The sequence below is a fragment of the Wolbachia endosymbiont (group A) of Lypha dubia genome (assembly GCF_964028575.1).
GTDB lineage: Bacteria > Pseudomonadota > Alphaproteobacteria > Rickettsiales > Anaplasmataceae > Wolbachia > Wolbachia pipientis.
In genome coordinates this window covers 1252649-1267681 of record NZ_OZ034796.1, presented here as the reverse complement: position 1 = coordinate 1267681, position 15033 = coordinate 1252649, and the positions used below count along the sequence as shown (strand labels likewise).

Annotated in this window: 9 protein-coding genes; 3 read left to right on the top strand and 6 right to left on the bottom strand. The window is 35.7% G+C overall.

Annotated features, from left to right (window positions below):
- Positions 1-11 precede the first annotated feature (11 nt).
- The 4 genes from ABWU72_RS06375 to dcd all read right to left on the bottom strand — a co-directional run bounded on the left by ABWU72_RS06375 (position 12) and on the right by dcd (position 7936).
- Positions 12-2306 carry an ankyrin repeat domain-containing protein gene (locus tag ABWU72_RS06375; RefSeq protein WP_353283984.1) on the bottom strand — a complete coding sequence of 765 codons (2295 nt, stop codon included), beginning with the start codon at positions 2304-2306 and terminating at the stop codon, positions 12-14.
- Between the two features lie 132 nt (positions 2307-2438).
- On the bottom strand, positions 2439-3602 hold the full coding sequence (locus tag ABWU72_RS06370) for a multidrug effflux MFS transporter (protein WP_155969578.1): 1164 nt from the start codon (positions 3600-3602) through the stop codon (positions 2439-2441).
- Between the two features lie 225 nt (positions 3603-3827).
- Positions 3828-7025: a glycoside hydrolase TIM-barrel-like domain-containing protein gene (locus ABWU72_RS06365; protein WP_353283983.1), complete on the bottom strand. Its 3198-nt coding sequence runs from the start codon at positions 7023-7025 to the stop codon at positions 3828-3830.
- Between the two features lie 353 nt (positions 7026-7378).
- Entirely contained in the window at positions 7379-7936 is a 558-nt protein-coding gene (gene dcd / locus ABWU72_RS06360) for a dCTP deaminase (RefSeq protein ID WP_006280485.1), read from the bottom strand.
- 141 nt (positions 7937-8077) lie between these two features.
- Between dcd and ABWU72_RS06355 the strand changes: the two genes are divergently transcribed.
- On the top strand, positions 8078-9094 hold the full coding sequence (locus ABWU72_RS06355; RefSeq protein ID WP_155968901.1) for a substrate-binding domain-containing protein: 1017 nt from the start codon (positions 8078-8080) through the stop codon (positions 9092-9094).
- A 76-nt stretch (positions 9095-9170) separates the two neighbouring features.
- Here the strand turns inward: ABWU72_RS06355 and ABWU72_RS06350 are convergent, their stop codons facing one another.
- Entirely contained in the window at positions 9171-10388 is a 1218-nt protein-coding gene (locus ABWU72_RS06350; protein ID WP_155968902.1) for a hypothetical protein, read from the bottom strand.
- Between the two features lie 141 nt (positions 10389-10529).
- Between ABWU72_RS06350 and ABWU72_RS06345 the strand changes: the two genes are divergently transcribed.
- Complete coding sequence (locus ABWU72_RS06345) at positions 10530-11990, top strand: TrkH family potassium uptake protein (RefSeq protein ID WP_353283982.1); 1461 nt, start codon at positions 10530-10532, stop codon at positions 11988-11990.
- Between the two features lie 255 nt (positions 11991-12245).
- Here the strand turns inward: ABWU72_RS06345 and mgtE are convergent, their stop codons facing one another.
- The gene (mgtE, locus tag ABWU72_RS06340; RefSeq protein ID WP_155968906.1) at positions 12246-13616 is read right to left on the bottom strand and encodes a magnesium transporter; all 1371 of its coding nucleotides are present in this window, start codon (positions 13614-13616) and stop codon (positions 12246-12248) included.
- A 153-nt stretch (positions 13617-13769) separates the two neighbouring features.
- On the opposite strand from mgtE, the gene prfB reads away from it, so the two are divergent.
- Positions 13770-14874 (top strand): peptide chain release factor 2 gene (prfB, locus tag ABWU72_RS06335; protein ID WP_141456981.1). Its coding sequence is split into 2 segments (ribosomal slippage): positions 13770-13844 and positions 13846-14874, totalling 1104 coding nucleotides; the frame shifts between segments, so codons are not numbered across the junction.
- Positions 14875-15033: the final 159 nt, after the last annotated feature.

Sequence of the window (15033 nt, the reverse complement as noted above, 5' to 3'; positions counted from 1 at the left end):
TCACCATTATTTTATTCAACTGATTGATCGACCCCAGGTGAAGAAGAATCATCATAAGGTTGTGTGTCAGACTTTTCTTCGTCAGACCCAAACAACCATGAAAAAAAACCACCAAAAAATGATGCAATTAATGAAAAAGGCTTCATAAGTATACTAAACAAACTACCAAAAAAAGAGCTCGGCTGTTCTTCTGTTTGTGCAGGTTCTGTGGAAGCAACAGGACCTACATCGTTGTCTTGTACATCAGTTCCTTGTTCTGCACTGGTGGTGCTGGTTTGTCCTCCCTTATTTTGTGTAGATCCAGTAGGTTGACTACCGTTGCTTACACCAGTTCCTTGTTCTGCACTGGTGGTGCTGGTTTTTTCCCCTTCTTTGCTATTATCTGATTGTAGTTCAGTATCATCACCTACTCGTTTTTCTTCCTCTTGACCCCCTTCACTATCTGTCGATGATCCACCCGCTGAACCATCATCAGATTTTTCTGCTGGTTGCAATAGAGTTTTTATTCCTTCATCAGTGGCTAATTTGAAAGGAGTATTTCCATCTTCATTTTCTATATTAACATCTGCTCCTTTTTTTATTAAGAATTTTACTGTTTCCGCAGAGGCGTTTGCTGGACGATCTGCATAACCCATAAACACTTTATTTTTTGTAGCAAAATGTAAAGGAGTCCATAGATCGTTATCTTGTATATTAACATTCGCTCCTTTTTTGAATAAAAGTTCTGCTATATCCGTATAACCTTCTCTAGCAGCCCAATGCAAAAGAGTATGTCCATATGAATCTACTGCATCAGCATTTGCTCCCTTGTTTAATAAAGCTTTAACTATATCTTTATGGCTACTATTGTAATTATATTCCATCATACTCTGAAGAAGTGATTCCATTACTGTATCAACCTTTGCTCCACTATTTAATAAAACTTCAGTTGCATCTTTATGACCATAGAAAGCAGCTTTAAACAAAGGAACCATTCCATTTTTATCTGCTATATTAACATCTGCTCCTGCTTTTATTAGGGCGTCTACTATTTCTTTATGGCCACTTGCAGCAGCTTCAAATAAAGGAACCATTCCATCTTTATCTGCTATATTAACATCTGCTCCTGCTTTTATTAGGGCGTCTACTATTTCTTTATGGCCACTTGCAGTAGCTTCATGTAAAGGAGTTTTTCCATTGCTGTCTATTGAATTAACGTTTACTTTTTTACTTAATAGACTTTGAACCTCCTTATAATTATCACTTTTAACGGCTGAATACAAAGCTTCGATATCCTTTTGCGTTTCTTCTAGAATTTTTACTATATGTTTCCCGCCTTGTTGAGAGGCAAGATTTAAAGGAGTGCTGCTAGTATTATCTAGTGGAATAACATAAATTCCTTTTGCTTCTAATAGAACTGTTACTATTTGCTGATCGTCAGTTTTAGCGGCTTCATGTAAAGCAGTCCTTCCATTTTTATCTGCTATATTAACATTGATCCCTTTTGCTTCTAATAGAGCTTCTATTATACTTGTATCGAGTGGTTGCGTTTTGTTGGCTTTGTCAACAGCAACATGTAAAAGAGCGCGTCCATTTTCAGACTGTGCATTAACATCTGCTTTGTTATCAATGAAAAGCGAGACCATATCTTTGTCTCCTTTGACAATAGCATGCCGTAAAGGAGTAAATCTGTTTCCATCTAATGCATTAACATCTGCTCCTTCACTTATTAGACTTTTTACCTTATCAATTTCACCTTTTTTAACAGCCTCAAATAAAGCAGCATTTTGTGGAACTTGGCTTTCTTCTTCATCATCTTGCAATACTGGATTAACATCATCAGTTTTTTCTGCGTTTTGCAATAGAGTTTTTATTTCTTCTGCCTTAGCTAAATTTAAGGGAGTTTTTTCATTTTTATCTTTTATATTAACATCTGCCCCTTTATCCAATAGAGCTTGCACCACCTGCTGATAACCACTTTCAGCAGCAAAGTGTAAAGGAGTCTTTCCATCTTTATCTTGTGCATTAACATCGATCCCTTTTACTTTCAGTAGGGCATCTACTGCATCTTTACGGCCATGTGCAGCAGCCCAATGTAAAGGAGTCTTTTTATCTTGACCTACTGCATTAACATCTGCCCCATTATCCAATAGATCTTTTACTATCTCTGCATCGCCATTCGTAGCAGCATAATGTAAAGGAGTGTTGTTATATTCATCTACTGCATTAACCTTAGCTCCTTCACTTATTAGACGCTTTACTTTATTAGTATTACCTTTTATAACAGCAGAAAACCAATCATTATTTATACTTTGTAAATTACTCATCCCATACCTCCTGTAAAACTATATTGTTATGATAAAGTCGTTAATAATCTATGAGCTCTCACCCCCTGTAAAATTATATTATCATGATAAAGTCATTAATAACCCATGAGCTCTGGATCACGCAAATAATGGTTATTCCCTGTGTTTTTCAGTACATTTGAGCTGGCTGTACATAAGAATTGCAATTGTAGAGCATGCTATTGTTAATAGTAAATTTGGTAAAATACCATAGCGAAAAAATTTTCCTACTATATATATTCCAATAGCCCCAAACATCATATTGCAGAATGAGAGGACTGCACTACCAAGCCCTATACCTTTGATCGTTTCTAAAGCAGAAGTTACGTTATTGCTTATTATTAATGCAAGTCCGATATTGGCTGGAATCCAAGCAGTTTGAAGAATGAATATATTCAACTTGTCCGCGAAATAAAAATATACCAATAAACTATCGGATATTATCGGTAACACCAAACCTATTATTAGCATTTTGCTAACCCCTACTTTTGGTACATACCTTCTATTAATTAAAGTTCCAATTATGTAAAATATGACTATGATCGATATGAGGTAGCCAAAATACTGTACTTCAATGCCCATTGATTCAAATATGAAAGGATAGTTAGCAACGTATGCCCAAAGCCACATGAAAGTTAATCCATGAATGGCTGAAAACCCAAGGAAACGATAATTTCTAAATATTGATATATATTGCTTGAAGATATTAGTAGTTATGTTAGTTATACTGGTTTCATTTTTATTTATAGTGAGTGTTTCTTGTAACTTAAAGTAAATAAAAATAAGCATAGCAATTGCCGCGAGTGACATAATAAAAAACAAAAATTTCCAATGATAACCATGTGAAATTATATAACTGCCCACCACTGGAGCTATCCCAGGTGAGAGTGCCACAACCATATTTAATTTTGAAATTACTCTCGAGTATTCACTACCCGAGTACATATCCCTTATTGCTGCATACCCAACAACACCTGCAACACCAGCCCCTGTTCCTTGTATGAAGCGAATTAGTATCAAGAGCGCAATGCTGTCGGCTATATAACACATGACACTTGCCAAAGTAAAAATTGTCATACCAATCAGCATCATTGGACGCCTACCATAATGGTCCGATAATGGACCATAAATTAATCCAGATACCGCAAATCCAACTAGATTCAAGCTAATTGTAAGCTGCACTACACTGCCTTCTACTTTAAAATAATTGGCAATGCTTGGTAGTGCAACTGAGTATAGGTCAGTTGCCATATCGACAATTGCTACAGACAATATCATAATAAGAGAAATGATATTTTGCGAAAGAGCTGTTTTCACTTAATGATTTACTGGATTAAATATACTTAATTATAATGTATTTTTTTCATTAGTATAAGTACAATGTTACATAGTAAACGATGTCATTCGAGTAGCGGACACTGAAATCTTAAGCTAAAATCATGAAAAGCACGAATTTCAATACCTTATCTTCAATTATTCACTTTAAGCTTTAAATATTGAGCATCAATTGTTTAGGACCTTCGCCTCCGTATTGTCCAATGAATCACCGTAAGTCACTGCTTTTAGGTAAAACTTTTTTCCCCTTTGCACTTCGAAAGATATTATTGAATCATCAAGTAGAACAAATTTTTCACCTGTGGCATCTTTAGTGCCCTCTTGCCCTCTAATTAGGTTGCTAAGCTTATATTTATTTTTATCTATAAGTTCAGCACTCTGGAATTTCACTATCTCTTTTCCGATTAATGCTGAATTTGAATCGATAATTCCTCGCAGCTTACCAAAACGCAACACTACTGTAATTCCCTCATTTGTTAATTCCATTACATATCCGTAAGTAGACTGCTTATTTGTGCTTGCGATAGGCTTATAATCCTTATCGTTGTACGAAACAAAGAGTGTTGCTCCCTTCCAATTCCTTTCCTCACCAATTAAAGTAAAGCTTGCAATATTATCTTTAACATGCGGTAAATCTATCATTTCTACGATGGTTTTGCTGATATGAGAAGGAGGGTATTCCTTCAGCATAAGTGACCTTGTTGAAGGAAAAGAAAGCTTATATATAGAGTGATCATAACCAACGCCAATTGCTTGAATGGACATGCTTTCAAATTTTGTTTTTATAATTCTCACCGTATGCTTTTTCTCACCGTCTAAAATCGTTATTACATCACTTGGCACAAGCCACGCATATTTTATCGGCAGCTTGAAATTGTATATATTTCTCTCTTGCCACGAAGAATAAAGTAAAACCTCAGCTATATTTTGCGCCTCTCCCTCCTCCATAATGAGCGGTATTTCAACTGTTATAGCAGTGCCTTGCTTTGGCAACTCAGCATATTTAACATCAATTGGATAGCCAAAATTGCGGTTAAAGTAAACGATGTTAACTTTATTGTTTAAATCCAGTTGACTGATATTAGCAAGTTTTGAATTGTTACTGAAAACCGTTTCACCAATTGGCATTACAGTTGTAACTCCCCTGCCCTTTTGGACAAATTTCAGTTTAGAGTCCTGTTCAACCACATCAAAAAAATAGCAACTTTGCAGCATTTTAATAATTGAACGTACGGGTTGCTGGTCGTTTATCACATATCCAGACAATAACCCTTTGACGCCACCTGTATCAAACTGATCGCTTTTTAAACCTGCTTTTTGTAATAGATCCGATAAAACATCGGAAATATTAAGCTGTGAAAGCTTTCCCTGAATCCAATGGCCTGTCTGCCAATTATGGCAGTCAGTCCACATATTACACAAATTGGGGAAATAAGGAAATGGCCTTGCATCCCACGCCCAGAGAAACATTTTTTCTACCATTTCCGAGCTTTGCCACTTCTTTAGCGTTCCTTCAATTGCAATTTTTTGCGAAAGAAAGCTCACCTCTCCGTTTGAATATCGTGGATATTTGCTCTCTATGCTGCCTTTGTCAACAAACACATTTGGCTCATTAGTGCAGCCGTTCATACTGGGAAATCCATACTCAGTAAACCATATTTTTTTCATTTTTGGTTGCCATTTCGTTTTACTACCACCTGGATTTATGTGAGTTTCACTCCACCATTTTGCTATGTTTTTCCACGCATACCTGCTGTCGTTATACTTTACTCTTTCAGGCTCACCCTTTGAGTAATCATAGAAATAATCATACCCCACTCCACTGCTCCAACCACCCATTACATCTTCCGCGGAATAACCAAAAGGAGGCTCTGGACCATCAGTCAGTGGAAAATAAGCATCTATGCCAACAACGTCGATGTACTCTGAAGACCACAGTTCATCCATATTATACCAACCATCATATGAATGGTATTCACTCCAATCAGCAGCGTAAGTTACCGTTACTTCTTTTCCAAGCTGAAGTTTTATTCGCTTTGCAAGCTTAACTAGCTCTATAACGGCAGGGTAATTACCTTGTTCATCTCTAATTTTGGTAAGCCGCACAAGTTCAGAACCGATGATAAACCCTTCCACTTTAGTTTGTTTGGCAATGCTTGCATAATGCTCTATAAATTTGTTATATTGATTCTCAAAAAAATCACTTATATCCCCAGGAGTCCCGCTCAATTTTCCTCGCCACTCTTTGTTCTTTGTGTCAAGCAAGGGCATTGGATAGAGCATCACCTTGTAGCCTCTGCTGTGTAGCTCTTCTATATATCTTATTAGCGCTGCATCACTAACTGTGCCACCATACCTTGGGTTTCCACTCGCATCTTTTGAAATTAGCTGAGCATTATCTCTGGTTACACCCCCTACTTGCCAATCATCAGGTAATATTGCGGAATCATCTTGAAATTCAACTGCAGGATATATTTTACAATCTTTAATGTTCAGATCATTCACAAACCAATTGACTACTACCGATACCCACTCAACATTTGGTAAATCTCCCTTTAATTGATCCAAAGAAAGCACTGCATCGCTCTTTTTAGTGTGGTTGTTATGATTTACCCTTTGTGCCAGCCCATATGGGATATATTGGTTGCTGCTTATTTTCTCTTGCGCGATTTTCTTCTGTATTTTTGTATCATATACAAACTCTCCTGAGCCTGGTATTATATTGATATTCCGAATATTTTCTGCTATTGAAAATCCACTGGGTTTTAATGCAGTTCGCACTTCAAATGTAAATATCGGGACGCGATTGTTATAGTCTGCTAAAGGAAAATTCTTGATAACTATGTAAGATATTCCCCTATAAGCCGGCACATTCCCCTCTCCTTCAATTGATGACATAAATGGATCAGGATTTTGGTCTTCTCTGCCGCTGTAAAAAGTATAATCTATTTCATCAAAGCTAAGTGATGTTGTATCTGCCCAGATTCTGTTTAATTTTTCTACTTTCCCCTTGCAGATCGCAATTGCAAGCGTTGCGTAGTAATTATATGTAACGTTCATACCTCTTCCAATTTTGCTTTTGGTGGTTATCGCCTCTTCTTTTATTGGCTGTGACCAAATAATGTTCCCTGCAACACGAGCAGTGCCATAGATAATTGGAATCGTTCTGCCGTAGGTTGAGGTTTGAACTTGCAGATTTTTTAGTCTCGCACCATGCGTTACTTTTTGCTCAGCATCAAGGCTAAACATCGCACCATCAAGCTGCGCACCAAGAAGAGCACCGAGCTCTGAACCGATAATCCGGCCAATTGGCCCAAAAATGCTGCCTGCTTGACCAAAAATTGATGATAAAATTATTGTAGACATAATGATCCTCCTTTTTGTTTCTATAGCTAATGTAGGCTCTACGTCATGCCGCAGCGGATAGATCCCGCTAACAAGCAGCGGGATGACGAGCTTATCGTTATGCCGCCGCGAACCGTCATACCGCGATTCATTCGCGGTATCTCTTAGCATAGATTCCGCTAACTAGTAGCGGAATGACGAATTTGTCATTTTACAGCCACTTGGATGACAATTTGCTACTAAATAGTAGCAAATTCAATAATTTACAATAAATAATTGAAGTTTTTAATTAAGAAAAGCACATGATGTAGCTATAATTATTGTAAGCAACAATGAAAAAGTACGGAAGTGAAAAATTACCACTCTCATGGCAATCACTTCACCAGCGGCAAAGTGATACCATGCTGATTCATATATTTTCCTTTCATATCATCATATGATTTCTCGCATTCACTTTCGCCGCTTAAAAATACGAATTGGCATGCGCCTTCATTAGCGTAAATTTTCGCAGGAAGCGGAGTGGTGTTTGAGAATTCGAGTGTGACATGACCTTCCCATCCAGGTTCTAAGGGAGTAACGTTTACTATAATTCCACATCTTGCGTAAGTTGATTTACCAACACAAATGACCAGTACATTCCTTGGTATACGAAAATATTCCACTGTGCTTGCAAGTACGAAACTATTTGGTGGAATTATGCATACATCTGTTTCCTTATCTATAAAACTATTCTCAGAAAAATTTTTAGGGTCCACGATAGCTGAATTAACGTTAGTAAAAATTTTAAATTTATTATCCACTCTTGCATCGTAACCATAAGATGATAGTCCGAAAGATATAACACCTTTGCTGCTTTTGTGGTTCACAAAAGGTTCTATCATTCCAAAATTTTCAGCTTTTTCTCTTATCCATTTATCTGGCATAACTGCCATAATTGCCCCTTAAAGTTGTGTAATACTTACAATAATATAAAATAAAATTTAAATGTAAACTGTAGCTTTTGTCATGCAATTAAAGCTTTTCAGTTTGATTTTTTGTTACAATAATTAGATTTATGTTCTTAACTAAAAATAATGCTTAGAAACTTTCTCCTGATTTTTGTATTCGTATTATTCATGCCGCTGTCAAATGCTGATGCCAGGAAATACATCAGAATTGTTGGGTCTTCAACTGTTTTTCCTTTTATCTCATTTATAGCCGAGGAGTTCAATCGTGTATTCTCCTTTAAGACTCCAGTTGTGGAATCGATAGGAAGTGGATCAGGATTCAAAATGTTTTGCTCAGGAATAGGGGAAGACACTCCAGACATCACCACTTCATCTCGCCCTATGAAGGAAGTAGAAAGAGAACTATGTAAAAGAAATAAAATTAATGAAGTGATAGAGATCATCATTGGCTATGATGGAATTGTCATTGCAAATTCAAATCAAAGCCATAGATTTGATTTCACAAAGAAGGACTTATTTGAAACTTTATCTGTATATTCTCAAGAAAATGATAAATTAGTAAAAAATAATAAGAAGTTTTGGTCTGATGTAAATCAAGCCTTACCAAAAACAGAAATTGAAATTTATGGTCCACATCAAAATACAGGCACATACGAAACTTTGGTTAATTCTATTATGCTTGATCAATATTCATGTATGAACTCGAAAATTTTTAAAGAGAATTATAAAGATCAGGAAGAAAGAAAGAAAGCATGTGGTAATATAAGGGATGATGGAAGGTATATAGAAGTTGGAATTAATGAAAATATAATAATACAAAAATTGAAAAGTAACAAGAACGCCTTAGGGATATTTAGTTTCAGCTTTTTAATGAGGAATCAAGATAAAATACAAGGGAGCACAATTGCAGGAATTGAGCCAACTTACGAAAATATATCATCGGGAAAATATATATTAGCAAGACCTCTATACCTTTACATAAAGAGGGAACACTTGGATACTGTTGATGGATTAAGAGAATTCGTAAAAGAAATTATAGATTCAATCGGTATTGAAGGTGGGTACCTATCTAGGCTTGGTCTAATTCCACTTTCAAGTGAAGATATAAAGAAAGCTTCAGCAAAAGTTTATGATATAACGTGACGGCAACACTTCTTTTATATTCTTTGTTCTAGCGTAGTCAGACCCAGCACGGCGCGCTGGGATGACATTATTAACGTTATGCTTTTTGTTGTTGTGTAAACGTTTTTTCTACACTTGGATCTTCTAAAACCTTAGCAATACCAGCACCCATTAATATAACTGCTGCCAAAACTGTTAAAGCCAGTGCAACTACAGGATACGCTAGCATATAGGCTGCAACAGCACCAGCTACGCATAGTCCAGTAACGCCTAGAGCGATCTTCCCTTTGTGTTCACTCCAGAAGTTTGTATCGTTTTTTTCTGGGGTTTTGTTGTCTGCAGTTGGTGCAGAGTTTACGGTGTTTTGATCTAGATCAGTGTCATCTATAAAGTTAAGATCATCATTCTCAGACGGATCCTGATTGATTTCTTGTGAAAATCGAGTCGCATACTCTTTATCCCATGCTATCTGATCATCAGTCTTGGCATTATCTAGTTCATTTTTACTAAGTTTTTCCTCAAATTCTTGAATCAAATCTTGAAAGCATTGCTCACCTACTCCAGGTATTTTAGCAAAACGTTTTTGTGCACATGTAAGTTTATCCATTACATAGTTATTTTCATTGGGCTCGAACCCAAGGAGCCCTGGAGAAGCAGCATCAAACATTAATTTAAAGCTTTCTTTTATCTTTTCCACATCTTCTTGGTTCAATTCTCTATCATAGTTAACCAGCAGAGGATAAACTAAAAGGGCATCTACGCTTCCATCATCCCAATATACACATCGCTCTAAAACCCTTGCTGCATCTGCACCACAATTCTCTAATACTGCTTTAACTCGATTAACATCAAGGTCTTCTATTGCTTCTTGTAAGTTGGAATCAAGACCCATTACCCTCTTGTGCTCTTCCATTTCTTGAATAACTTCTCCAAGAACAAATCCGTTATTAGAATCGTTGGTCCTTCCTTGCCCTTGCAGGTCTCTAAGCATATTTATTGTGCTAACACTACCACCTTCTGCTGAATCGTATTCTGCACTACACAAAAAATCACGAGTTCTTTGATCAGCTTTCTGCCAAATTAGTTCAATGATCTCTATAGCTTTCTCTTGATCTTGAATGTTATAAGAGTCAATAGCAACCCTTAAAACGGTATTTCTGAGTTCATTAGAAATCCACTCAAGTCTCAAAATTTTTTGTATATTACTATCTTCACTATCTTTGAACATGTTCTGGACTTCTAGAAGATTGCCACACAAGATTGCTTGTATTAATGAGTTTTGAATGTTTGTTTGTATATCAGTTAATTCAACCATATCTTACCTCTAATAAAAATTTAATTATCACACATATTTACAAGTAAATCAAGTATATTGTTAATAACTGTTAATAAAAGCCAACAAAATGCTTGACGTTAGAGTAGCTTTTATGGCTTTGTATAGCGAGGAAGTAATTCTATGAAAAATCATCAACGTTTACAAAATTTGCGTTCAATTGCATTTATTGTGGGAATATTCCTATTGCTGTTTAGCTTAGCAATGCTTATTCCTGCTATTACCAATAAGTATCTCAGCTACGAATGGAAAAATTTCCTCGCTGGATTCATAATTACCTGCACATCTGGCGCAATTTTTATTTTACTCGGTAAATTAAGTAGATTGCATGGAATGCCAGCAATTTTTGCGATTACTAGTTGCACCTGGATTGCCTTGTCTCTGTTTGCAGCTATTCCTTTCTATTTTGATAATCTGAGCTATGTTGATGCATTGTTTGAAACGATATCTGGCATCACAACCACAGGAGCAACTATATTTAATGATATTGAAAAACAATCTCCAGGAATACTGCTATGGAGAGCAATGCTACATGGCATGGGGGGTTTTGGTGTAATCACTTTAGGAATTGCAGTTTTTCCTATGTTTAAGGTTCTCAGCCTAAATAATTTACTTTATTCTGAGTATTCAGATGCTACCAAAAGGAAGTTGCCGAATACGCGAAGCGTAGTGATTCATGTTACGGCAATATATTATGGCTTAATTTTGTTATGTATATTTTCCTATTATCTAGCTGGTATGCCACTATTTGATGCAATATGTCACGGAATGTCTGCTGTATCAACTGGTGGATTTGCTAACTATAATGATTCTATAGGGCACTATAATAATCCCATACTAGAAGCCATAACGATCGTTTTTATGATTTTGGGTTCTCTGCCTTTTCTTAGCTATTTAAAAATCATAAGACGGTTAGACATTTGCTATGATGAGCAGGTCTCTTACTTTTTTAAGATAGCTATTGTTTCATCTTTATTTGCTTGTTTTTGGTTGTATAAAAATGTTGATTTAGGAGTGTCATTATCATTTAGATGCAGCACATTTACCATCACTTCCTTGATTACGTCAACTGGTTATGCAATCTGTAATCATATAGATTGGAGTTTCATTTCAGTCTTAGCTTTTTTTCTCACCTTTGTTGGTGGATGTAGTGGTTCTTCAAGTGGTGGTGTCAAAATCTTCCGCTTGATTGTTCTTTTAAGGTCTATAAGAAATTACTTTTACCTTTTATTAAACCCTGATGCAGACAATGGAGTAAAATTCAATGGAAAAACCCTGGAGAATGATGAAGTTCACTCTGTCTTTATATTTTTTGCAATTTTCATGTTAACGTTTACCATTTCATCAATAGTGATGTCTTACTTAAGCAATGCAGACTTTATAACTAGCATCAGTTCAGTCTCTGCAACGCTTACAAACTCTGGCCCGGGATTTAGTAATTTAATAGGTCCTTCGGGTAATTATTCCTCTTTCAGTAATGAAGTAAAATTATTTCTATCGTTTTTAATGCTGCTTGGCAGACTTGAAATATTGCCAATCTATTTTTGTATAGGCAATTTATTCTTATTTAATAGAAAGAAATAGTTGGTAAAATTTGATATTATAGCTAAACTGACTTACGACAATTTGAAAAACCGTCATTCCGCTACTCGTTAGCGGAATCTATACCGCGAATAAATCCACAGATGTACGAACATTGTGATTTGGGCACACCAGGAAGAATGTCATCCAAGTAGCCCCTTTCTCGTCATCCCGCTACTTGTTAGCGGGATCTATGCTAAGAGATACCGCGAATGAATCGCGGTATGACGGTTCGCGGCGGTATAGCTATAGATAGTATTAGCTATTTAATAAAAAGATCGTAGCTAAACCAAGAAATATAAGAGCTGAGAGAATATCAGTTGTTGCCGATGTTAGGATTGAAGAAGAAACTGCAGGGTCAGACTTTAAACGGTGAAGCATTATAGGAATGAAAGTTCCGATGAACGTTGCAATAATTGACATCATAATCATGGAGACCACAAAAATCATCTCCACTTTGAAGTTGTGAAACCTTATTGCTAACACTACTAATGAAATAGTAGATAAGATCACCCCGTTTATAAGACCTATTAAAAATTCTTTCATCAGTATTCTTTTTGCATTTTGCTCAGTTAGATATTTTGTTGCGATTGCCCGGATGGTTAGCGTTACTGTTTGGGATCCTGCATTTCCGCTCATTGATGCAATTATCGGCATGATTATTGGCAGCACTATAAAACTTTTTATTACATCATCGAAAAAGCCAACTACTATGGAACACATTGTTGCAGCTAAGAGGTTAAACAGTAACCAAGGTAGCCTTTTAATTATAGTTTTATGTATAGGGGCATTTATATCGGCTTTAGAAGATACACCGCTTATTTTGAGTACATCCTCTTCTGTTTCTTGTTGAACAACTTTTATCACATCTTCAATTAAGATCACACCAATAATTTTACCATTCTTATTTACTACCGGAGCCGATAATAGAGAGTAATCTTTAAATATTCTTGCTACTTCCTCTTGGTCTATTCCAGTTTTAATGATTTTTATGTCATGATCCATTATCTCTTTTATTATTGTGTCTCCTGAGTGAGATATTACCTTATTTAAATTAACACTGCCTATAGGCTCTAATTTTGAGTTAATAATGAATATCTGGTGAAATTTTTCTGGTATTTTTTTATAGTTGCACACAAATTCTGTCAGTTGATTTATTGTCCAATAATATGGAGCTATAACCATATCTTTATGTATTAACCTTCCTGCACTTTCTTCTGGATATGATAGCAACTCCTCTACCGATTTCTGAGTTTTGCTGGGCAAATAGTAAAGTATATTTTCTACAGACTTTCTATCTAAATCTTTCACTATGGTTACTATATCTTCTACATCAAGGAGCATTAGTAACTTTGCTGTATTTTCTATTCCCAATGTTTCTATGATCTCTATTTGTAAATCTGGCACTACATGCACTAGGGCATCACTTAACAAATGTTGATCGAGGATATTAACTAATTTCTCCCTGTGATCACTGATCGAAGTAGATAAAAAATAAGCTAACTGAACACTGTCTATCGTTTTTACAATATTACGAACATTCTCTAGCTCCTCGTTATCAAGTGACTCTATTAAGTCATCAATAGCCTTTTTGTCTAAACCATAATGGGAACTTATTTCAATATTCATTACTTTACCTTGTTTTTTAATAAATATACGCGCTTGATTTCCTTAAACATTAAAGTATAATGAAATTATTTAAATTAACTATCATATGGTTAAATTTCTATTTTGTTTACTGTTATTGTTATTGATAGTAAATATATTAAAATCTAAAGTATAATGAAAACTTATCCAGAAATTCTTGAACACTTTCAAAGCTTAAATAAAAGTATTTCTCTTATCAGGAGGTGTCTTTGACATAGAAAAATTAAAGTTGCGTCTTGAAGAGCTTGACTCCCAAGCGTCGAATGATGACCTATGGCAAGATAACCAAAAAGCACAAGAAGTTTTAAAAGAACGTTCTAAAATTAAGAATGACGTAGAGTCGTTTTTAAAGCTGGAAAGCGATTACAACGATGCCATCAGCTTAATGAAGTCTGCTATTGATGAAAATGATGAAGAATTTTTCTCTGAAGTTGAAAATGAATTAGCTAAGCTAGAGAAATTAATCAAGTATAAAGAAACAGAGTCCTTATTTACTGGTGAAGCAGATAATAATAACTGCTTTTTAGAAATCCACTCAGGAGCTGGCGGAACCGAGAGCAATGATTGGGCTGAAATGCTGATGCGCATGTATATAAGGTGGGCAGAAATTTATCACAACTTTAAAGTTGAAGTTGTAGAAAAATTAGAAGGAGAGTCAGTTGGTATAAAGTCTGCAATGATAAAAATCGTTGGAGAAAAAGCTTATGGGTGGGCAAAAAGTGAAAGTGGAATTCACAGGCTGGTTAGAATATCGCCATTTGATGCAAATGGTAAACGTCATACCAGTTTTGCAAGTGTAGGAGTAACTCCAGTGATAGAAGATTCAATTGATATTGCTGTGGATGAAAAGGATCTAAAGATCGACACCTACCGTGCTTCCGGAGCAGGCGGTCAGCATGTGAACAAAACTGAAAGTGCAGTACGCATTACGCATATTCCAACTGGTGTTGTAGTTCAATGCCAAAATGGTCGTTCTCAACACAGAAATAAAGATGAGGCATTGAAATTACTTAAAGGACGTTTATACCAAATTGAACTGGAAAAAAAAGAACAGAAAATGGCTGAAGAATATGGTAAAAAATGCGATATAGGCTGGGGCAATCAGATCAGATCGTACGTTATGCATCCATATCAAATGGTGAAGGATTTAAGAACCGGACATGAAGTGGGCAATATAAATTCTGTTTTTGATGGTAATATAGATTGTTTCATAGTTAGTGTGCTTACTAAGCAAAATTAGGTAGGGTTGACTTTCTTGCCATAATATATGATAATTAAAATATTGTTAAAGTAGGAATAAAGTTATGGCGATTAAATATGATCAGTGGAAAAGTGACCTTACCCAGAAAAAGTGGAGAGAAAGTTTGGGATGTTTTTTACAAAAAGAATGATGCATCAA